Origin of the sequence: Mycobacterium asiaticum, assembly GCF_001673635.1 — a bacterium.
Taxonomy (GTDB): Bacteria; Actinomycetota; Actinomycetes; order Mycobacteriales; family Mycobacteriaceae; genus Mycobacterium; species Mycobacterium asiaticum_C.
This window is the reverse complement of the sequence record NZ_LZMH01000023.1, coordinates 57,865-78,449: the sequence shown is the minus strand read 5'-3', so window position 1 is coordinate 78,449 and position 20,585 is coordinate 57,865. Positions and strand designations below refer to the sequence as shown.

The window sequence follows — 20,585 nt, the reverse complement described above, 5'->3', positions numbered from 1 at the left end:
ATTCCCGACCGGTCTACCCGGCTGGCTACGATGGCCTGGTGGACGACCCGGAGCCGGATCAGGCGCCCGCTCGCAACGTGCCCTACCTGCCCAAATGGCTCGGACTGGGCATCACGATCGGTGTCATCGCCGGGCTCGGCGCGGTCCTGTTCTATCTCGCGCTGAAATACACCGGCGAATTTCTGCTCGGTTACCTGGCCGGCTATCACGTGCCCACCCCGGTGGGCGAGGGTGGCGACCGTGGGTCCGCCGGGTTCGTCCGGGCGTGGGCCATTCCGCTGGTGACGACGGGCGGGGCGTTGCTCTCGGCGCTCATCGTGGCCAGGCTCGCCCCGGAAGCGACCGGGCATGGCACCGACGAAGCCATCGAGGCGGTGCACACCGATCCGCGCGCCATTCGCGGACGGGCGGTGTTGGTGAAGCTGGTGGCCAGTGCACTCACCATCGGGTCGGGCGGATCGGGCGGCCGGGAAGGCCCGACCGCGCACATCTCGGCAGGCTTCTGCTCGTTGCTGACCCGGCGGCTCAACCTGTCCGACGAGGACGGGCGCATCGCGGTGGCCCTGGGCATCGGCGCCGGCATCGGCGCGATCTTCGCCGCACCGCTGGGCGGGGCGGTGCTGGCGGCCTCGATCACCTACCGCGACGACTTCGACTACCGCAGCCTGCTGCCCGGCTTCATCACTTCGGGCACGGCGTACGCGGTGCTCGGCTCGTTCCTGGGCTTCGAGCCGCTGTTCGGCTACATCGACGCCGAATACCGCTTCGAGCGGGCCGGGCCGCTGCTGTGGTTCGTGGTGATCGGCGTGGTCGCGGCGGCTGTCGGCTACCTCTACGCCCGCACCTTCCACGCGTCTGTCACGCTGACGCGCCGCCTTCCGGGCGGTCCCATCGTGAAGCCGGCGGTGGGTGGGTTACTGGTCGGGTTACTGGGCCTGCTGATTCCGCAGGTGCTCAGCAGTGGCTACGGGTGGGCGCAACTGGCCGCCGATCGCGGCACGCTGCTGTCGATCCCGCTGTGGATCATCGTGGTGCTGCCCGTCGCCAAGATCGTCGCCACCTGTCTGTCGATCGGTAGCGGCGGATCGGGCGGGTTGTTCGGGCCCGGGATCGTGATCGGCGCGTTCGTCGGCGCCGCCGTGTGGCGGCTGGGCGAGCTGACGGGCCTGCCCGGGGTGCCCGAACAGCCCGGCATCTTCGTGGTGGTCGGCATGATGACCTGCTTCGGCAGCGTCGCCCGCGCCCCGCTGGCGGTCATGATCATGGTCGCCGAGATGACGGGGTCGTTCTCAGTGGTGCCAGGCGCGATCCTGGCCGTCGGTATCGCGGCGCTGCTGATGTCGCTGACCAACGTCACCATGTACGAGGCGCAGCGGCTCGACCGCCAAACCGCACTGCAGGAGCGGGAGGCGGCCCAACGCGCCCGCAATGCCGCCCCGGATCAGGACTGATCGCGAGCCGAACTCGCCGCGTCCTTCTCACTTGATGCGCCCTCGTGGGCCAAGTCCCCACCCGCGCTCTCCAGGTGGGCGCGGACGAACCACTGGTACTGCTCGAGCTGACCCGCGTGGCCGATCAGCAGATCCTGGGTGACCGGGTCGAGTTCCTCGGTCTCCTCGATGCTCTTGCGGAGATCTTCGATGACTCCGGTGTAGACCAGGTCCAATGCGGCCAGGTGGGACTGTACGCAGTCACGGCCGATCGAGTAGTCGTCCCAGGTGCGGTCCCGCACGATCGCGCCAGGGGTGCCTTCCGGTGAACCGCCCAGCGCCGCAATGCGCTCGGCGACCTCGTCGGCGTACTCGCGGACCGTTTTCACCTGCGGGTCCAGCATCTCGTGCACGCCGATGAAGTTCGGCCCGACCACATTCCAGTGCACGTGCTTGAGCGTCAGATGAAGATCGTTGTAGGTGCTCAGTTGCTTCTGCAACAGCTCGGTGAGCCGCACTCCCTGCTTGTCGCTCAAGCCCGGAATTGTGAACTGCGCCATGGATTTCTCTCCTGATTTCGCCTGCACGGTTTTTGCTCTTCGCTTGGGTACCCGATGGCCCGGTCCCTAATCGCTACACAAAGCGGCTACAGAAACCGGATGTGCTGCACCGGCAGTCGTGCGCCACGGCGGGGCTCGTACGCCAGTCCGCTGGCTTCGAGCAATCGGACCACGCGGTGGCGGTGGGGCCGCATCGGCTCGAGGAGCTCGAGCATTCCTGCGTCGTCGACCGGTCGGCCGATCAGCGTCCAGCCGATCATCTTCGGGACGTGGTAGTCGCCGACGGACACCGCGTCGGCGTCACCGAATGCCCGCTGCGCGGTCTCCGCGGCGGTCCACACGCCCACTCCGGGAAGCGTCATCAGCGCCGCGCGGGCCTGCACCGACGGCACCGACACCAGCCGTTCCAATGACGACGCCCGGCGGGCGGCGCCCGCCACCGTCTGCGCCCGCCCGGGATCGACGTTGGCCAGGTGGAACTCCCAGGACGGGATGTGGCGCCACGCGTCCGCCGATGGGGGCACCCGCATGCCGTCCGGCGCCGGACCGGGGGCGGGAGTCCCGTACTTGGTCACCAGCACCCGCCAGGACCGAAAGGCGTCCGCGCCGGGCACCCGCTGCTCGATGATCGCCGGGATCAGCGCTTCCAGCACCCGACCCGTCCGGCCCAGCCGCAAGTGCGGCACCCGCTGCTGTGCGGCGGCGACGGTCGGATGGTGCGGGACGAAGTCCGAATCGTCGTCATCGGCGCCCAACAGCGCGGGCAGCGCCTCGACAAACTCGGCCGCTCCGTCACCCCATGCCGAGCAGTGCACCTCGGCGACGCCCGCACGACTGATCCGCGCCGTGACCGGGCCGCTGCCAAGCAGGCTGGTTCGCCAGATCGTGCCGTCGCCCACGGGCCGAAAGCACGGGTCCCGGGGACCCCGCCGCAGCGGCGCCAGCGTATGCCCGAAGCTGACCGCGCCGGGGAACGTGACGGTTCGCGCGATGGTCAACCCGGCGCTTCTCCTATCCGATAGCCGAACGGTTGTCCGTTTCGCGGCTTCATCGATTGACCCTCAACTATGTCGCAAGTCAGGATGACGTTTGTGATGACGCCGTGACGACGCCATTTGACGACCCGCAGGCCGAACTGGCATGGATGTTCCTGCAGAACCTGTGCCAGGGCGGAGACTTGGAAGAAGGCTTCGCGCTGCTGGCCGACGACTTCACCTACTGGAGCATCGTCACTCGCAGAACTTTGGACAAGGAGACGATGCGCCGGGCCAACGAGCGGCGCATGCAGGTCTTCGATGTCAGCCACATCGACCTCCTCCGCTGCGTCAACGAGGGCGAGACGGTGGTAATCGAGGGGCAGACCGAAGGCGTCACCGGCGACGGCAGCAAATACGAGAGCCCGTTCGTCTGCATCTTCGAGACGCGCGACGGCATGATCACCTCGCTGCGGGAATACAGCGATACCCAGTCGTTCGCGCGGATGTTCTCCTAGTCGAGTTTTACGTCGAGTTTTAGGCGCCTGCTAGACGCCTAACCGAGGGTGATCTCGGCCTTGTTCGGGTAGAAGGCGACGTGCCCGGCGATCGCGGCTACCGCGGGATAGGGCTGTTCGTAGGTCCAGATCGCGTCCGCGACCGTGTCGCCGGCCGTGGTGGTCACGCTGTAGTAGCTGGCTTCACCCTTGAACGGGCAGTAGCTGCTGGTATCGGTGCGCGTCAGCCGCTCTTGCACCACATCTGCGAGCGGAATGTATTGCACCACAGGCAAACTCGCCTCCCGCAACGCCAACGCAGCGGTGGTGTCGGCGATCAGTTCGCCGTTGATGCGCACCTGCACCCGGCTCGGGTTGGGTTCGATGGTGATGGGGTGCCCGGCACTGGGCTCTTTGATTTCCGGATGGCTCATGGTTATCTGCAACACCTCTCGTCGGTCAGCATTCCCGGCCAAATGCGTAGCGGTGATACTGCGCCATGTTCCGCAATGCGGGTACCGCGGACATGGCGCGCCCCAGCAGGCGTATCGGCGCCGACACCAGCTCGAAGGTGTCGCTGTCGAACACCGACTGCCACTGCAGCAGTCGCAAGCCCGGCACGGCCGCCAAGATGTCGGCGGGCGTGTCAATCCCCCAGTGCAGGGTCGAGCCGGAACGACGGACGACGGAATTGATCACCTGCGTCCTGATCCCGAACGTGTTGAACGCGTCGAACTGCAGTTCACCGGAACCGAACCGGTCGACGACGCGACGCAGCAGCATCAATCCGTCTTCCTTGGTCAGGTACATCGTCAGTCCCTCGCCGATGAACAGGGCAGGACGATCCACCGGGATCTCGGCCAGCCAGCCCGGATCCGTCACCGACGCCGGCAATGTCACGCATCCGGCGCGCTGCGGATAGACCCGGTTGCGCAGCTCGATCACCTCCGGGTAGTCGACGTCGTACCAGCGCACCCCCGGACCCGGGTCGATGCGAAAGACCCGGGCATCCAGCCCGCACCCAACGTGGAGCACAACGGCCGCGTCGTAGACAGCGAGGAATTGGCGCACCCAGGTGTCGAAGTGGGCGGTCCGGATCGCCACCGACGGTGCCCGGCGGGGCGTGATGGTGGTGACGCCCCAGTCGTAATCGATGCGCGCCACCGCCGCCTTCGCGTACTGGTCGCGCAGGATCGGCTGCGGCGCGTCAGCATCGAGCGCCTTGGCGTACAACGTCGCGAGCATGGTCTGCGGCGGCCCGTTGAGATCGACGTGAACCCGGTCCACGGGCGCCAGCTTAGGCCCGCAGACCGGCCAGGATCATCTCCGCGAAGGTGTCGCCGATCTCAGTCAGCGTGTTGCGCCCGCCCGGGACATACCAACGATGGATCCAGTTGTGCATGCCCAGGATGCCGAGCATGACCAGGCGCGGGTCCAGATCGGCGCGGAACACGCCGGATCTGATCCCCTCGCTGACGATGGCGGCCAATGTCTTGCCGTAGGCATCGGCGTTGGCGACGATGTCTCGTGCCTCGAAAGTGGCTGACAGGTGCTGACTTTCGCTGAACAGCAAGAAGAGCTCCGGGTGCTCGGTGAGCCCTTCTACGAAGGCGCGCAAGGCATAGCGGAGCTTTTCGTCGGCAGTCAGATTCGACGCGAGGGCCTCACGGCAACGCCGCGTCATCTGGTAAGCGGGTCGCTCGATCAACGCGACGAACAACTCCTCCTTGGACCGGACGTAGGAGCACAGCGAGGCGCGGTCGATGCCCACTTCGATGGCGACGTCTTCCAGCCTGGCCCGCGCGAACCCTTCCCGACGGAACAATTCCATCGCGACTTTTCGGATCAGCTGCCACCGTTCGTCGTCGGCACGGCGCGCATTGCCGCTTTGCTGGCTTGCGACTGAAATCTCCGTCCCCCCTACGCCGTCGGCACCTCTCAATTTATCAAGATGATCTCAGAACTCGCCCGCGTTCGGCTAGATTCTGCGGCGTGCAGCCAATTGACCGGTGATAGTGGCGGCCCTTTGCTCGATCTGCCAATCTGTATGTTTACCGTCGTTTCGAAAGCAGCTCGGCCGGCGGTGCAACACGCGAACGAACCATGGACATCCCCGAATGGCGCAGGTTGAACTGAGGCACGCTGGGCCCCCGCTCGATGCCGTGATCTCCTGCGCACCCGCCCGACAGTCTGGCGAAGTTGACCGGCTGCGCGCGCTGGCCTCCTTTGCGGTGCTCGATACGCCCGCCGAGAAGGTGTTCGACGACCTCGCCGCCCTCGCGGCGCACGTCTGTGCCGCACCCATCGCGTTGATCAGCCTCGTGGATGCCGAGCGGCACTGGTTCAAGGCTCGACACGGACTCGACCTCACCGAGGTTGCCCGGCGCCACTTTTTCTGTGCTCACGCGCTGTACAGCACCGACACGATGACGGTTGCCGACGCTCGGGTTGATCCACGCTTCGCCGCCATACCCCTGGTGGTCGACCGGCCGCAGCTGCGCTTCTATGCCGGCGCCCCGTTGCGCACCGCCGACGGGCACGTGCTGGGCACGTTGTGCGTGCTCGACACCAAGACCCGCGTGCTCGACGAGCCCGCGCGCCGGTTCCTGACCGTGCTTGCGGACCAGGTGATCAGCCAATTGGAGATGCGACGGCAGGGCGCCGCATTGCGTCAACAGCAACGGATGCTGGCCGCTGTGCTGGAGCACACCGACGTCCTGATCTACGCCAAGGACGTCGACGGGCGCTTCGTGATGTCCAACGCCGCCCTACAACGGGTGACGCAGGTAACGGGCGGCCTGATCGGCCGCACCGACCACGAACTGTTCCCGATCGACATCGCCGACGAATACCGGCGCCATGACACCCACATCATGGCCACCCGTGAACGTCAGGTCTTCACCGAAGATCTGATTCATCCCGACGGATCCACGCACACTTACCGGTCCACCAAGTTCCCACTGATCAACGACGCAGGCGAAGTCATCGGCATCGGCGGAGTGTCAACGGATGTCACCGAGCTCGATGCCGCACGCGCGGCGCACGAGGCCGCCGAGCAACGCTGGCGCGCGTTGATCGAACAGTCCCCGGTCGCCATGGCCGTGGTCAGCGCCGACGGACAGGTCGCCTATGCCAATCCTCAAGCCATTGCCATGTGCGGGATGGACGCGGGAACGCGCGTGCAGAGCCGGTGTGCGTTCGACTTCCTGCCCGCCGGGGTACGTGGCACCGGCCGTCAACTGCTGGGTGGGTTGCTGGCGGGCGGGGCACCGCTGCGCGCGCACCAGAGCCTGCTGCAGCGGGCGGATGGAACACGAGTTACGGCAGAGATCAACGCCACGCTGATCACCTACCATGGCGTCCCGGCGGTGCTGCTGGAAATGCGCGACGTGACCGCCGCCGCGGCCGCCCGCGCGGCACTCGAACGTTTCGCCTCGACCGACCCGCTGACCGGTCTACTAAATCGCCGCGGGTGGGATACGAGCCTTTCGGCGCTGCTGCCGCACGTCCGCCAGGACGCTGCGCCGTGGGTGATAGCGCTGTTCGACTTCGACCACTTCAAGGCATACAACGATGCCTACGGGCACCCGCAAGGCGATGAATTGCTGCGCAACTTCGCTGGCACCGCACGTGCCGCACTACGGGCGCACGATCTTTTCGCCCGGTGGGGTGGCGAAGAGTTCATTCTCGCCCTTCCCGAGACGCCACCCCAGGAAACCCTTTCCCTTTTGAATCGCATCCGGGCATGCATTCCCGCGGGCCAAACCTGCTCGGTCGGGTATACCACCTGGCTACCGCCGGAATCGCTCACGCAGGCCGTGAACCGCGCCGACGCCGCGCTCTACCAGGCGAAAACGCTGGGCCGCGACCGGATTGAACACGCGTGAGGCGGGCCCACACCTGAGCTAGCCCGAGCGGCTTTTGCCCTTGCGCATATCCGCCCAGAAGCGCGCCGCTTCGCGAATCGATTCCTCGACCGGGCGCGGCTGCCAACCCAACTCGCGAACCGCCTTGCCGTGGTCGACATCGGCTTCGGCGCGCATCATCCGCACCGAGGCGAGGCTCAGTTCGGCGTCCTTGCCGGTGAGCCGGGCCCGCAGGCTGCCCAGCGCGCCGAGGGCGTACAGCACCGGCACCGGAATCGACCGTTGCGGCGGCGACACCCCCGCCTCGTCGGCGGCGATGCGCACCACATCGCTCAGGGGGATCATCCGTTCGGAGATCAGGTACTTCTCACCGTTGCGACCCCGCTCGGCGGCCAGGATCATCGCCCGCGCGGCATCATCGACGCCTACGACTTCCAGCTGGATGTCCTTCATCAGGAAGGGCAGCTTGCCGAAGACCGCGCCCGCGATGAACGCGCCGTGCGGAGTGCGGCCCCAGTCTCCGGCGCCGTAGGTCGTCGAGACGCACATCGCGACAGCGGGCAGGCCATGATCGGCGACATAGCGCAGCACCAGATCCTCGGCCTGCACCCGGGATTGGACGTAGGGAGTGACCTTGCGGTCCGGGCCGATTCGGTCGGATTCGGTGGCCACGTGGCCGTGGCGACGGTCCACCGTGGCGTAGGTGCTGGTGAACACGAATCTGCGCAGACCGGCCGCAACCGGTTCTGCAACGGCGACGTCCAGCACGTTGCGCAGGCCCTCGACGTTGGTGCGGAACAACGGCGAGGGGTCGCGCAGCCACGCGCGGGTGTCCACGACGCAGTAGTAGACGTCGTCGCAGCCGTCCATCGCCTCCCGCACCGCGTCGGTGTCGAAAACATCGCCGTGAAAGCGGGTGACGTCCAGGTCGTCGATCGAGCGGGTATTCGCCGACGGGCGCACCATGACGCGCACCTGGTTGCCGTCCTGGACGAGCAGCCGGGTCACATGCGACCCGAGGAAACCGTTGGCGCCGATCACCAGTTTCGGTGTGGCGCTCACGAAGTGCCGCCGTACTGCGACTGAAATTGCGCGGCGTCGTCGTCCAGATTGCCGTGTTCCTGCGCGATATGGCACCACTTGAGCGCGGCCTGCACGAAGCGCAGTGGGTTGTAGATGTCTTCCTGCTGGCGCCACAACCCGTCACCGGCGTAGGTGATGATCGAGATGTTGGTCGCGGTGATCACGCTGCCGTCGCCCGGGTCGCGCATCGGGTTGTCCAGTTCCATGATGATGCGCCCGGTGGGTTCGTCGATGACCGACCACAGCGAGGGGAACTCCACCATGTGGCTACCCGGGAACGACGTCATCGTCCGCTGGATCCAGGTCCGCACTTCGTCGCGGCCGTGCATGGTGCCCGCCGCGTGTTCGATGTAGAGCACGTCGGGTGTGTAGTGCTGCACCCAGGCGTCCCAGTCGTGTGTTTCGGCGGCTTGCGCGACCGTCTCCTCGAATTTTTCGAAGGCGGCCGCCAGTTCGGCGCGCGGGAATTTCGGGCCGCTCACGAGCCGTTACACCTCACGGGCGGAGTGTAGCCTGGGGCTGCTCAGAGTCCACCAGAACCCGGGCCAGGTGAGGAGACAGCAATGACGAGCACACAGAAGGCCATCTTGGCCGGTGGCTGCTTCTGGGGCGTGCAGGACCTGATCCGCAAGCAACCCGGGGTGATCTCCACACGCGTGGGCTACACCGGCGGCGAGGTCCCCAACGCCACCTACCGCAATCACGGCAACCACGCCGAGGCCGTCGAGATCGTCTTCGAGCCGTCGGTGACCGACTACCGGACCATCCTTGAGTTCTTCTTCCAGATCCACGACCCGAGCACGAGGAACAGGCAGGGCAACGACCGGGGCCCCAGCTACCGGTCGGCCATCTTCTACACCGACGAGGAGCAGAAGCGGGTGGCCCTGGACACCATTGCCGACGTCGACGCGTCCGGCCTGTGGCCCGGCAAGGTAGTGACCGAGGTCAGCCCGGCCGGGGACTTCTGGGAAGCCGAACCCGAGCATCAGGATTACCTGCAGCGCTACCCCAACGGGTACACCTGCCACTTCGTGCGGCCGGGCTGGAAGCTGCCGCGCCGCGCCGAGGCGAACCGCTAGCGGCGGTGCACCACGATGCGCCCGCCGTCTTTGGGCGTGTAGGCGACACCTCGGGAGTGCCGGCGCTCGCCGGGTGCGGTTGTCGTCTCAATGGTGAACTCGCGCAACACCGTACGTAACACCACGTCCATCTCCATGTTGGCGAACGCGGCACCCACGCACCGGCGGGTGCCGCCGCCGAACGGGATCCACGCGAACGCCGACGGCTTGCCGCCGAGGTAACGCTGCGGGTCGAAGCGCTCGGGATCGGCGAAAACATCGGGGTTCTCGTGAATCTGCCCGATGTTGACGATGATCGAGTCGCCGCGCGGAATGACCCACTCGCCCAACTGATACGTCTCGGGGTACACGTGCCGGCCCGCCAGGTCGATCACGGTCCGCGCCCGCTGCACTTCGAGAATGGTCGCCTGCCGCAGTTCGCTGCCGCCGTTGTCGGCCTCGTCGACCAGGTCGGCCAATATCTGCCGGTGACGGGTGATCCGTTCGAATGCCCAGGCGAGCGTGGACGCCGTGGTCTCGTGGCCGGCCGCCAGCAGCGCCAGCAGCTCGTCGCCGATGTCCTTGCGGGACATGACCGAACCGTCTTCGTAGCGACTGCGCAGCATCAGGGCCAGCACGTCGTTGCGGTCGGCGAAGTCGGGGTCCGAGCGCTCCAGGTCGATCAGGCGGTCGATGACCCGGTCGTAGTTCCGCCGGAATTCAACCAGCCTGCCCCATGGGCTGTACCGGCCGTACGTTCGTTTGGGTATCGGGACCGCGGCCAGGCGTGAGCCCAGCGTGACCCACGGCGGGATGATGCGGCGCAGTTCGTCGAGTTCGGCGCCGTCGGCGCCGAAAACGGCTCGCAGGATGGCATTGAGGGTGATGTGCATCATCGAGGGCAGCGTCGGAAACAACTGTCCCTCCGGCCAATTCGCCGTCTCCCGTAGGGTTTCTTCCTCGATGATGGCTTCGTAGTTCTTCATGCTCTTGCCGTGGAACGGCGGCGCCAGCAATCGCCGCCGGCGGCGGTGGTCGTCCCCTTCGAGTCCGAACACCGATCCCGAGCCGAACATCCGGCTCAGATTGGGCTGAATGTTGCCCAGCGCGTCGGGACTGGTGGTGAAGACCTGCTTGGCCAGTTGCGGCTCACCGATCACCACCAGCCGGCCGTACATCGGGATGTGCACCGTGAAGACGGTCCCGTGGCGGTCGGCCAGCCGCCGCATCATCCCCCGCCGGAAGATCGAAAAACCCAAGCCCTGCAACAACTTCGGCATGCGCGCCGCCGGAGGCAAGTTGACCTCGAGGGAGGCCGGTGCGTCGGTGATGGCGTGGCTCATAGAGGTGGAACTCCCAACGACTACACCCCAACACGGGGGTTGGTACTGCGGTGTACCAAGTGCTTTCCCCGTACGGTACTCTGTGGTACCACAGGCTGACAAGCATTTGGCCGAAAGGAGCCGGTCGTGACGGCAATAGCTGGCGAGACGGTTCTGAGCGAGCCCGATCCGTTCCGGCGTCGCCTGCTGGACGGCTTGGATGCCTCGATCTGCGAGCGCGGATACCGCGCGACCACCGTCGCCGACATCGTCCGCCACGCACGGACATCCAAGCGCACGTTCTACGACCGCTTCGCCAGCAAGGAAGAGTGCTTCCTGGAGTTGTTGCGGCTCGAGATCGACATCATGGCCGCCGACATCCGCGACGCGGTCGACCCCGAGGCCGACTGGCAGGTCCAGATCCGTCAGGCGGTCGAAGGCTACGTCGGCAGCATCGAGTCGCGACCGGCGATCGCCCTGAGCTGGATTCGTGAGCTTCCGTACCTGGGCGACGTCGCCCGGCCCGTCCAGCGCCAGGGCCTGGACCTGCTGACCAACCTGCTGATCGACCTGAGCGGCAGCCCGGGGTTCCGCCGGGTCAACCTGCCGCCGCTGAGCGTCCCGTTGGCGGTGATCCTGTTGGGCGGTCTGCGGGAACTCGTCGCGCTGGCGGTCGAGGACGGCAGGTCCACCCGCGACATCGTCGAACCTGCCGTGGACGCTGCCATCGCATTGCTCGGACCGCGGGCCTAGGCTCGGTTGCCATGCGCCTGTCTACGCGAAACCAGCTCAAGGGGACCATCACCGAAATCGATCTCGGCAGCGTGATGGCAATCGTCAAGATCCGCCTCGACGGCGGCGATCAGACCGTCACCTCTTCCATCACCAAGGACGCGGCGACCGATCTCGGCCTGCAGGTCGGCCAGCCGGCCACGGTGTTCATCAAGTCCACCGAAGTCACCATCGGCGTCGATTAACCGATGGCACCGACCATGCGGGCTGAGCGTTTCTATGCAGACACCAAAAAGGTTGTGCTGGAAGATGTTCCGATTCCGGAGCCGGGCCCCGGCGAAGTTCTGGTCAAGGTGGCGTTCTGCGGGATCTGCCATTCGGACCTGAGTCTGATCAACGGCACCTTCCCGGCCCAGACGCCGGTGGTGACCCAGGGCCACGAGGCCGCGGGCACCATCGCCAAGCTCGGCCCCGACGTGACCGGCTGGGCCGAGGGCGACCGGGTGGTGGTGGCCGCCGGCCGCCCCTGCCTGCGTTGCCCGAACTGCCGGCGCGGCGATGAGTCGAATTGCCTGCGCATCCAATTGATGGCGTTCGCCTACGACGGCGCGTGGGCCGAATACACCCTCGCCCAGGCGCAGGGCCTGACCCGGGTGCCGGACAACGTGCCGCTGGAGCAGGCCGCGATCCTGGCAGACGCGGTGTCCACTCCGTTCGGTGCCGTCGTGCGCACCGGCAAGGTCGCAGTCGGGGAATCGGTCGGGGTCTGGGGCGTCGGCGGTGTCGGCACCCATATCGTGCAGCTGGCGCGCCTGGTCGGTGCGGTGCCGGTGATCGCCCTCGACATCAACCCCGCCGTACTGGACCGGGCGCTCGAGATCGGCGCGGACTATGCGTTCGACACCCGGGACGAGGCGCTACAGGACAAGATCGCCGAGGTCACCGGCGGCCGGAAGCTGGACGTGGCGTTCGATGCCGTCGGCCTGAAGGCGACCTTCGAGCAGGCGCTGGATTCCCTGACCTCCGGTGGGCGGTTGGTCGGGGTGGGCATGAGCGCGGAGTCACCAACGGTGGGACCCACCGCGATGTTCGGGCTGAGCCGTAAGCAGGCGCTGGGCCACCTCGGCTATCAGAACGTCGACATCGAAACCTTGGCGAAGCTGGTTTCGGCTGGGCGCCTTGATCTTTCGCGATCCATCAGTGAGATCATCGGGCTGGAAGACATCCACGCCGGCATCGAGAAGCTGGAGCGCCAGGAAGGCAACCCGATCCGGATCCTGGTACAGCCGGGCTAGAGGCGCAGGAACGCCCGCAGCCGGTCGAGCACCAGATCGGGTCGCTGCCAAACGATCCAGTGCCCGACGCCCGGAACCAGCTCGGCCTCGAAATCGGTGATGTGGTCGGCATAAGAATCGCTCAGATCCGGCGTGATCACCGGGTCATCGGTGCCGGTCAGCCAGCGCACCGGCACCTCCACCCGCACGTCGTCATACTCGCCGCGCATCCAGCTCAGCATCTCTTTGGTCTGGAAGGACCGGTACCACCGAGAACCGGCCTCGGCGTGGCCCGGCTCGCGCATCCGGTCGATGTAGAGCTGGATGGCGTCGTCGGGCAGGTTGAACCCGCCGCCCACCCAGTTCCCCAGGGCGCGGGCGAAGCGCGCCTTGGGGTCGCGAAGCAGGCGGGGACCGATGACCGGCAGCGAGACCGGAATCTGGTACCAGAGCCGCCAGATGTTGCGGACCGCCCCGAGATCTCGCTTCACCCACGGCGCCACGGTGTTCATCCCGAAGAACCCGGTCACCTTTTCGGGATGACGCAGCATCAGGATGAAGGCCACCGGGCCACCCCAGTCGTGCGCGGCCAACCGCACCTGCGCAACCCCCAGCCGGTCCAGCACGGCCGCGAGGTCGTCGGCCATCTCGGCCTTGGTGTAGCTCGAGCGCGGCGCCGAACTCCAGCCTGCGCCCCGCAGGTCGGGGCAGAGCACGCGGTAGCCGTCGGCGGCCAGCGGGCCGATCAACTCGTGCCACTCCCACCAGTTCTCCGGGAAGCCGTGCACCAGCATCACGGCCGGCCCTCCGGCCGGTCCGGCGTCGGCGACATGGATCGTGACACCCCCGCCCACATCGACAAACCGGTGTTCGACGCCTTCGAGCGTGGGCAGAGTACTCATGAGTTGAGAACGTAGTGTCCTAGCGCAGGAACCGCTCGACATAGGGCGCGAAGCGGTCCCGCAGATCGGCTTCGTTCAGCCCGAACATCTCGAAAGACGTTTCGACGCTGCCGAGCCGGCCACGCCGATGGCCTGCGAGGTAATCGGTGACCGCGCCCCGGGCCGCCTCCGTGAACGGCTCACCCGCCAGGGCATAGACCCGTTCGGCCAGGCCGAGCTCGTCGGCCATGAAGTCGTCGAAGCGAACGTCGATCGAGCGATCCGGACCGATGGTGTCCCGGTCGCGGACGAGCGCATTGAGCATCTGCTCGAGCCGGTCGATCCAGTACCCGGCGATCTGCCGCACCGGCACCGGCGACCGGTGCATGCGCGCGGAGTAGGTGATCATCGCGACCATCGACAGCGCGACGGGAACCGGATCGCGGTGGGTGAACACGACGATGCCGTCTCCGAAGACCCGATCGAGGACCGGCACCTGCTCGAGGTGCTGGGGCGACTTGAGCAACCAGCGCTGGCCGCCGCGAAGGAACTGCATGGCCTTCAGTTGCGTCGCCAGGTATTCGTAGTGCGGCGTCTGATCGTGGGCCTGGTAGTAGTCGCGCCAGCGCGGCACATGGGCGAGCGTCTCGAACAGCATGGTGGAGAAATCGTTGGCCAGCAGCTGGATCTCCTCGTGCACGTGCTCGGTGGTCATCTCATGCATGAGCGCGAAATGTGGCATCACCAGGTTGATCACGCTGACCGCCATATCCATCCGGATCCGTCGCGGATCCGGTTCCTGGCCGGCCTCGGCCGGCAGCGGGAAGGGCTCGTTGCTCTCCCAGTACGGCATGGTGCGGAACGTCGGCGGCGCCGCCAGCAGGTTGTGCAGATGGGTGGTGCCGGTGCGGGGCAGGCCCGCGATGACGACCGGCGAGCGCAACCCGATGTCGTTGATCTCGGGATGCCGGTTCAACAGGTCGGCCAGCAGCAGGCGGTTCTTGAGCAACTGCAGCAGTTGGCCGTAGAAATTGACCACGCCGGCCCCGTGCACGCCGTCGATCTCCCGCAGCGCCGCCAGGTAGACGTCGAGTCGTTCCCGGTAGTCCGCGGGACCGAAATCGTGCAGGCCGGTGTCGGCACTGGCCCGGGCGTGCAGCGCCTCGGCGTCCAGCGGGCAGTCCGCGGCCAGCCCGGCCATCATGTCCAGGATCGGCTGGGCCTCCGGGCTGAACCGGGGGTTGGCGAGGTCGTCTAGTTGAACGGTGGCGGTCACGGCGACTTATGTTACTCTGAGTTTCGTAATGGTAGTAGACTTCGGCCGCCCCCGCGATCCGCGTATCGACGCCGCGGTGCTGGCCGCCACCGTGGAGTTGCTCGCCGAGACCGGGTATGCGGGACTGGCGGTTTCGGCCATCGCCGAGCGGGCCGGCACCTCTAAGCCGGCGATCTACCGGCGCTGGCCCAGCAAGGCGCACCTCGTCCACGAGGCGGTGTTCCCGATCGACGCCGCGACGGCAATTCCCGACTCGGGGTCCCTGCGCCAGGACATGCGCGAAATGGTCTGCCGCACAATGGCCGTGCTGACCACGCCGGCGGCCAGGGCCGCGCTGCCGGGGCTGATCGGCGAGATGGCCGCCGATCCCAGCCTGCATTCGGCACTGCTGCAACGGTTCTCCGGCCTGATCGGCGGCACGCTGGCCGGGTGGCTGGACGAGGCCGCCGCGCGCGGCGACGTGCGTGCCGACGTGACCGCGGCCGAACTGGCCGACGCGGTCGCCGGGGTCATCCTGCTTGCCCTGCTCACCCGCCCGAACGGCCTCGACGACGCCTGGATCGATCGCACCACCACGTTGCTCCTGAAAGGAATCAGCGCATGAAGCACGAATCGACGACCGCGTGGCGGGAGTTGTTGAGCGCACTGGGCGACCTCGACAGCTCCTTCCTCGAGGGTGACCGCGCGGTCACCGACGAGCGGCACGTGGCCGACGGCTACCGTATGCTCGCCGCCACCCTCGGGGTCGCGTTCGACAGCTACCTGTTCACCGAGCCCGGCCGCCCGCAGTTCGTGGCGGTCAACACGCCTTTCCGGCGCGACCGCCGATGGGGCGGCGACAACACCGACGCGTACTACTACATGTGCCCGGTCGACCCCGACCGGCACTACCGCATCAGCGGCAATAAGGGTGACAGCGTGTACTTTTCGGTCACCGCGTACAACGAGCCCTCGCCTGGGGCATGGTCAGACCGGGTGGTGGCGATCGTGCGCGACACCGATCTCGACATCGACGCCGACGGCAACTTCTCGTTCGAGTTCCCGCCGACGCCCGACGCGGCCGCCCTGATGACCCGGGACTACCAGGCCGACCCACTGACCGGTCGCCCAGTGGTCTGGAATATCGAGGCGCTCGATGAACCCGACCCGATCGCACACGGGGACAACGAAACCGCCGACCGATTGCGGGCGGCGGCCACCTGGTTACGCACCATGTTCGCGATCGTGCCGCTGCCGGTCGGCAGCCGGGCCGACGGGCAGCATTCGCTGGGACACGAAGTCGCCCATACCGCAAACCAATTCGCAGACCCCTACCAGGTTCCCGACGCCAACTTCGGCTGGTCGGCGCGCGACGCCTGCTACGCCTACGGAAGTTTCGTACTGGACGACGAAGAGGCGCTCGTGATCACGCACCGGCCGCCGTCGTGCCGATTCTGGAACATGGTGGTGTGGAACCAGTTCATGGCGACCTACGGCCCCGCGGAAGGTCCCGATGCCCGTTGGTCGGTCAACGGGCACAGCGCGGTGCCCAACGCTGACGGCTCGGTGACGATCGTGTTGTCCCGGAACAGGACCGAGCATCCCAATTCGCTGACCACGCTTGGCTATCCGCGCGGGAATCTCGCATTCCGATGGTTCCTCGCGGACAGTGTGCCGGCACGCCCGCAAGTCGAACTCGTCAAGGTGTCCGACGCGCCCACTGCGGCGCACTAGGTTTCGCGGACCAGCTCGATCGCGCGGCCCAGTGTCGAGAGTTTGGCATCGAGCGTCTCCCCGGCGGGATAGAGCCGGACGGTGTCCACACCAGCGTCGCGCCAGACCGCCAGGCGGGCCCGCACCCGCTCCTCGGTGCCGATCAGCGTGGTGGCCAGCACCATGTCGTCGGTGACCAGGCCGGTCGCTCCGGCACGGTCGCCGGCCTGCCAGCGTTCCCGCACCGCCGCGGCCGTCTCAGCCCAGCCCTGCCGGCTGTAGGCCTGGTTGTAGTAGTTCGTGGTGGCCGACCCCATGCCGCCGAGGCTGAACGCGAGTTCCGCCTTGCGGGTGGCAACCATATCGCGCAACGCGTCTTCGTCCGGTGCGAAAGCGACTTCGGCGCCCTGACAGATGTCGATGTCGGCGCGACGGCGACCGGCGGACGCCAGGCCCTCGTCGAGATGCGCGAAGTAGGCGTCGTCGGCGCCTTCTGGGACGAAGCTGGTGCCCAGCCATCCGTCAGCGATCCTTCCGGTCAGCCGCAACATCGCCGGTGACAGGGTGGCCAGGTAGATCGGGATGGCGTGTTCCGGGCGAGTCGACAACCGCATCGGTTTTCCGTCCCCGCCGGGGCGCGGAATCTGAATCTCCTTGCCGGAGTATGAGATTCTGCCGCCTTCGAAGGCTTGGCGGATCACCTCGACGGTTTCGGTGACCCTGGCCAGCGGGCGCGCGAACGCGACGCCGTGCAGGCCTTCGATCACTTGGGGGCCCGAGGCCCCCAGACCCAGCAGGAACCGCCCGCCGGAAAGGTTGGACAACGTAATCGCGGTCTGGGCGATCAGCACCGGCGAGCGGGTACCGACCTGAATGACCCCGGAGCCGAGCAACATCCGATCGGTTCGGGCCACCAGGTACCCCAGCGCCGACGGCGCATCGGCGCCCCATGCCTCGGCCACCCAGCAGACGTCGAGCCCGAGTCGCTCGGACTCGACCACAAAGTCGGCGGTCTGTCTGGCGTTCGGGCCCGCGGACAGTTCGACGGTGGTGGCGGTCCGCATCAGCGGACCCCGTGTTCGGCCAACCTCTTGATCGCCGCCAGCGTCTTGTCGATCGCGGCCTCGAACTCCCGTAGCCGCACGAACACGATCTTCTGTTCCTTGTCCGGCATGGCGTCGATGGCGCTGGACAACCCGGACCGGCCCGGCCCCAGCTGGGTCCAGAACGACAACGCGGTGCCGCCGTCCCGGGAGGTCAGCCGAAACCGCCAGATAGCCGACGGGGTTTCGGGTTCCCCTACTGCCCAGGCGAATTCGTGCGGCTCGTCACAGGCGATGATCTGTGAGGTGGTGGACCACCGGCCGAACGCGTCGTGCTCGTTGTGCCCGATGAACCGGGATCCGAGCCGCGGACCGGTGGCGCCGTCCAGCCACTCGACGGCCAACAGCTCGTTGCTGAGGGTCGGCATCAGCTCGATATCGGAAATCAAATCCCAGACTCGGTGCTGGTCGGCGTCGACCCACGTCGTGCCTTCTACCGTCGGGGTGTCCGAATACCGTGCGCCGGTCCATTGCACCAAGCCATTGTCCACCCAATGTGGCGCCGAGGCTGCGTCCAGGGTGACCCGATGTCGAAGTGACACACCCTGGACGCAGTCTCGGCGCCATCGGCCCGGCCTCGTCCCTTACGCGGCTACCAACTCCAACTCGGCGGGCGCGGTGGGCTTGCGGCGCAGCCGCACCGAGTCGGGCAGTGACAACCGCACGATCTTGCGGACCACGGTGCCGAATTGCTTGAGCAGCGGGCCCTTGTTGTAGGGGATGCCGTAGCGCTCGCAGATCTCCTGCACCTCGGGCGCGATCTTGGGGTACCGGCGGGCCGGCATGTCCGGGAACAGGTGGTGCTCGATCTGGTGCGACAAGTTGCCCGACAGCACGTGGAAGAGGTTGCCGCCGGTCAGGTTCGCCGAACCGAGCACCTGGCGGAAGTACCACTGGCCGCGGGTCTCATCCTTGGTCTCCTCGATGGTGAATTCCTGGGTGCCGTCCGGGAAGTGGCCGCAGAAGATGATCATGTACGACCACACGTTGCGCATCAGGTTGGCCGTCAGGTTACCGGTGAAGACGAACGGCGCAAACGGGCCGGCCAGCAGCGGGAAGGCGACGTAGTCCTTGAGCGACTGGCGACGCGTCTTCTTCCAGATCTCCTTCAGGGTGTCGCGCTTGTCCCGCAGGCTGATCTCGCCGGCGCGGATGCGCTCGGTTTCCAGTTCATGCAGGGCGACGCCGTACTGGAACAGCACCATCAGCAGGAACGCGTAGACCGGGTTGCCCAGGAAGTATGGCGTCCAGCGCTGGTCCTCACTCATCCGCAGGATGCCGTAGCCGATGTCGCGGTCCATCCCGACGATGTTGGTGTGGGTGTGGTGCATGTAGTTGTGCGAGTGCCGCCACTGGTCGGCCGGGCAGGCGGTGTCCCACTCGAAGTCGCGGCCCGAGATCGCCGGGTCACGCATCCAGTCGTACTGGCCGTGCATGACGTTGTGGCCGATTTCCATGTTGTCCATGATCTTCGCGATGCCGAGCATCCCGGTGCCCAGCAGCCAGGCGGGCGGCAGGAACAGCAGCGCTCGGCCGCCGACTTCCAGCCCGCGCTGGATCTTGATCATGCGCCGGATGTATTCGGCGTCTTCTTCGCCGAGGTCTGCCATCTCGCGTTCCTTGATGGCGTCGAGTTCGCGGCCGAAGGCCTCGGCCTGCTCCTTGGTGAGGGTGATCTTCTCCTGAGGCATGGCTTTTCCTCCTAAGTCTTTTGGTGTGTTTGGTGGGGCTGTCAGAGGTCGATTTCGACGTCGCCGACGGGGACGGTAACGCAGATCTGGACCTTCTCGTCGGCTCCGGTGGAGACGGCGCCGGTGACCAGGTTGCGTACGGTGCCCGAGGTCTTGCGACGCGTGCAGGTGTGGCAGATGCCCATCCGGCATCCGTTCTCCGGGGAGAGGCCGGCGGCTTCGGCCTGCTCCAACAGGGAGCGACCGTCGTCGACGACGTCGACCTTGCTGTCGGCGAAGCTGACTCGCCCGCCGGTGGGATTGGCCGGCACTTCGATCACCGGCGGCACGAAGCTTTCGGTGAACACGTTTTCACAGTGCTGCCGTACGGCGTCGACCAAAGCGGTTGGCCCGCAGACGAACACCGCGTCGGGTGATTCCATGGCGGCGGCCAGGTGCTCGGCGCCGCAGCGGCCCTGCAGGTCGCCGTCACCGGACCGGGTGTAGCCGTGCAGCACCCGTACCCCGCGCATTGCGGCCAAATCCTCGCGGTAACAGGCCTCTTCTGGGGTGCGGGCGTAGTGGACGAAGGCGATCTCGCCCCTGCGGAATTGCTGGTGCCGCTCGGCGACGAGGGTGCGCAGCATCGCCATGACCGGCGTGATGCCGCTGCCACCCGACACGAGCAGGATCCGCTTGGGCCGATGAACCGGCAGCACGAAGTCGCCCCCGACGCCGTCCAGGCTGACGACCATGCCCCGACGGGCCCGCTCGTACAGGTAAGTCGAGACCAGCCCGCCGTCGTGCACGCCGATGGTGAGTTCGAGGTGCGTGCTGCCCTCGACGTTGGCCGGTGAGTAGCAGCGGGAGTGCCTGCGCCCGTCGATCTCGACCGTGACGTTGACGAACTGCCCGGCCCTGACGGTGTAGCGGTCAGTGAACGCGGCGTTCGGTGCCAGCGTCAGCGTGACGCTGCGCGGCGTAGTGCGCCGGACGTCAACCACCTTGGCGCGGGCCTCGCCCGACGTCCAGGTCGGCGTCACAAGCTCGGTGTACCGGTCGACGCCATGCGGCCCGGTGAGCAGATCGATAAGGTCGGAACTCAGGACCCGCTTGGCGATCGTCCGAGTGAAAGTTTGAGTGAACATGTGTACACCGTCGCACCGT

The 20,585-nt window shown here is 66.8% G+C and carries 23 protein-coding genes; 9 read left to right on the top strand and 14 right to left on the bottom strand.

Annotated elements, in window-relative coordinates:
• Window positions 1-38 precede the first annotated feature (38 nt).
• Window positions 39-1,451, top strand: coding sequence for a chloride channel protein (locus A5645_RS05715; protein WP_253866856.1), 1,413 nt, complete (start codon window positions 39-41; stop codon window positions 1,449-1,451).
• Here the strand turns inward: A5645_RS05715 and A5645_RS05710 are convergent.
• Both A5645_RS05710 and A5645_RS05705 read right to left on the bottom strand, forming a co-directional pair.
• On the bottom strand, window positions 1,442-2,017 hold the full coding sequence (locus tag A5645_RS05710) for a Dps family protein (RefSeq protein WP_269199527.1): 576 nt from the start codon (window positions 2,015-2,017) through the stop codon (window positions 1,442-1,444). The genes A5645_RS05715 and A5645_RS05710 overlap by 10 nt on opposite strands.
• A 59-nt stretch (window positions 2,018-2,076) precedes the next feature.
• Window positions 2,077-2,988: a DNA-3-methyladenine glycosylase family protein gene (locus tag A5645_RS05705; RefSeq protein ID WP_065128825.1), complete on the bottom strand. Its 912-nt coding sequence runs from the start codon at window positions 2,986-2,988 to the stop codon at window positions 2,077-2,079.
• A 146-nt stretch (window positions 2,989-3,134) separates the two neighbouring features.
• Between A5645_RS05705 and A5645_RS05700 the strand changes: the two genes are divergently transcribed.
• Window positions 3,135-3,482, top strand: coding sequence for a nuclear transport factor 2 family protein (locus A5645_RS05700; RefSeq protein WP_155767872.1), 348 nt, complete (start codon window positions 3,135-3,137; stop codon window positions 3,480-3,482).
• Window positions 3,483-3,520: 38 nt separating this feature from the next.
• On the opposite strand, the gene A5645_RS05695 is transcribed toward A5645_RS05700, so the two are convergent.
• Genes A5645_RS05695 through A5645_RS05685 form a run of 3 tightly spaced genes read right to left on the bottom strand, consistent with a single transcriptional unit; the run spans window position 3,521 to window position 5,403 of the window.
• Window positions 3,521-3,895, bottom strand: coding sequence for a DUF427 domain-containing protein (locus A5645_RS05695; protein WP_065034691.1), 375 nt, complete (start codon window positions 3,893-3,895; stop codon window positions 3,521-3,523).
• A 25-nt stretch (window positions 3,896-3,920) separates the two neighbouring features.
• Entirely contained in the window at window positions 3,921-4,757 is an 837-nt protein-coding gene (locus A5645_RS05690; protein ID WP_172830476.1) for a class I SAM-dependent methyltransferase, read from the bottom strand.
• Between the two features lies 1 nt (window position 4,758).
• Complete coding sequence (locus tag A5645_RS05685; protein ID WP_231123021.1) at window positions 4,759-5,403, bottom strand: TetR/AcrR family transcriptional regulator; 645 nt, start codon at window positions 5,401-5,403, stop codon at window positions 4,759-4,761.
• Between the two features lie 175 nt (window positions 5,404-5,578).
• Between A5645_RS05685 and A5645_RS05680 the strand changes: the two genes are divergently transcribed.
• Entirely contained in the window at window positions 5,579-7,348 is a 1,770-nt protein-coding gene (locus A5645_RS05680; RefSeq protein WP_081288180.1) for a sensor domain-containing diguanylate cyclase, read from the top strand.
• 18 nt (window positions 7,349-7,366) lie between these two features.
• Here the strand turns inward: A5645_RS05680 and A5645_RS05675 are convergent, their stop codons facing one another.
• Together A5645_RS05675 and A5645_RS05670 are read right to left on the bottom strand one after the other, a co-directional pair.
• Window positions 7,367-8,389 carry an NAD-dependent epimerase/dehydratase family protein gene (locus tag A5645_RS05675; RefSeq protein WP_065034694.1) on the bottom strand — a complete coding sequence of 341 codons (1,023 nt, stop codon included), beginning with the start codon at window positions 8,387-8,389 and terminating at the stop codon, window positions 7,367-7,369.
• On the bottom strand, window positions 8,386-8,892 hold the full coding sequence (locus A5645_RS05670; protein WP_065034695.1) for a nuclear transport factor 2 family protein: 507 nt from the start codon (window positions 8,890-8,892) through the stop codon (window positions 8,386-8,388). The genes A5645_RS05675 and A5645_RS05670 overlap by 4 nt, the downstream gene beginning before the upstream one ends.
• An 81-nt stretch (window positions 8,893-8,973) precedes the next feature.
• Between A5645_RS05670 and msrA the strand changes: the two genes are divergently transcribed.
• The gene (gene msrA, locus A5645_RS05665; protein WP_065128821.1) at window positions 8,974-9,489 is read left to right on the top strand and encodes a peptide-methionine (S)-S-oxide reductase MsrA; all 516 of its coding nucleotides are present in this window, start codon (window positions 8,974-8,976) and stop codon (window positions 9,487-9,489) included.
• Here the strand turns inward: msrA and A5645_RS05660 are convergent.
• Entirely contained in the window at window positions 9,486-10,811 is a 1,326-nt protein-coding gene (locus A5645_RS05660; RefSeq protein WP_065128819.1) for a cytochrome P450, read from the bottom strand. The two genes, msrA and A5645_RS05660, sit on opposite strands and share 4 nt — an antisense overlap.
• Before the next feature lie 126 nt (window positions 10,812-10,937).
• Here A5645_RS05660 and A5645_RS05655 point away from each other — a divergent pair, with 126 nt between their 5' ends.
• Genes A5645_RS05655 through A5645_RS05645 form a run of 3 tightly spaced genes read left to right on the top strand, consistent with a single transcriptional unit; the run spans window position 10,938 to window position 12,817 of the window.
• A complete protein-coding gene (locus A5645_RS05655; RefSeq protein WP_065034698.1) occupies window positions 10,938-11,543 on the top strand; it encodes a TetR/AcrR family transcriptional regulator in 606 nt (201 codons plus the stop codon).
• An 11-nt stretch (window positions 11,544-11,554) separates the two neighbouring features.
• Complete coding sequence (locus tag A5645_RS05650; protein WP_065128817.1) at window positions 11,555-11,767, top strand: TOBE domain-containing protein; 213 nt, start codon at window positions 11,555-11,557, stop codon at window positions 11,765-11,767.
• 3 nt (window positions 11,768-11,770) lie between these two features.
• Window positions 11,771-12,817: a zinc-binding dehydrogenase gene (locus tag A5645_RS05645; RefSeq protein WP_065128815.1), complete on the top strand. Its 1,047-nt coding sequence runs from the start codon at window positions 11,771-11,773 to the stop codon at window positions 12,815-12,817.
• Here A5645_RS05645 and A5645_RS05640 read toward each other — a convergent pair.
• The gene (locus A5645_RS05640) at window positions 12,814-13,698 is read right to left on the bottom strand and encodes an alpha/beta fold hydrolase (protein WP_065128813.1); all 885 of its coding nucleotides are present in this window, start codon (window positions 13,696-13,698) and stop codon (window positions 12,814-12,816) included. The genes A5645_RS05645 and A5645_RS05640 overlap by 4 nt on opposite strands.
• Window positions 13,699-13,717: 19 nt before the next feature.
• A complete protein-coding gene (locus A5645_RS05635; RefSeq protein WP_253866860.1) occupies window positions 13,718-14,881 on the bottom strand; it encodes a sulfotransferase family protein in 1,164 nt (387 codons plus the stop codon).
• 100 nt (window positions 14,882-14,981) lie between these two features.
• Here A5645_RS05635 and A5645_RS05630 point away from each other — a divergent pair, with 100 nt between their 5' ends.
• Both A5645_RS05630 and A5645_RS05625 read left to right on the top strand, forming a co-directional pair.
• A complete protein-coding gene (locus A5645_RS05630) occupies window positions 14,982-15,557 on the top strand; it encodes a TetR/AcrR family transcriptional regulator (protein ID WP_065128809.1) in 576 nt (191 codons plus the stop codon).
• Window positions 15,554-16,666, top strand: coding sequence for a DUF1214 domain-containing protein (locus tag A5645_RS05625; RefSeq protein WP_065128807.1), 1,113 nt, complete (start codon window positions 15,554-15,556; stop codon window positions 16,664-16,666). The genes A5645_RS05630 and A5645_RS05625 overlap by 4 nt, the downstream gene beginning before the upstream one ends.
• Here A5645_RS05625 and A5645_RS05620 read toward each other — a convergent pair.
• From A5645_RS05620 to A5645_RS05605, 4 genes are all read right to left on the bottom strand, one after another.
• Window positions 16,663-17,709, bottom strand: a complete 1,047-nt coding sequence (locus tag A5645_RS05620; protein WP_065128805.1) for an LLM class flavin-dependent oxidoreductase — start codon at window positions 17,707-17,709, stop codon at window positions 16,663-16,665. The genes A5645_RS05625 and A5645_RS05620 overlap by 4 nt on opposite strands.
• The gene (locus A5645_RS05615; protein WP_065034714.1) at window positions 17,709-18,224 is read right to left on the bottom strand and encodes an SRPBCC family protein; all 516 of its coding nucleotides are present in this window, start codon (window positions 18,222-18,224) and stop codon (window positions 17,709-17,711) included. The genes A5645_RS05620 and A5645_RS05615 overlap by 1 nt, the downstream gene beginning before the upstream one ends.
• 108 nt (window positions 18,225-18,332) lie before the next feature.
• Window positions 18,333-19,439, bottom strand: coding sequence for a fatty acid desaturase family protein (locus A5645_RS05610; RefSeq protein WP_065128803.1), 1,107 nt, complete (start codon window positions 19,437-19,439; stop codon window positions 18,333-18,335).
• A 41-nt stretch (window positions 19,440-19,480) separates the two neighbouring features.
• Window positions 19,481-20,566: a flavin reductase family protein gene (locus A5645_RS05605; RefSeq protein ID WP_065128801.1), complete on the bottom strand. Its 1,086-nt coding sequence runs from the start codon at window positions 20,564-20,566 to the stop codon at window positions 19,481-19,483.
• Between the last annotated feature and the right edge of the window lie 19 nt (window positions 20,567-20,585).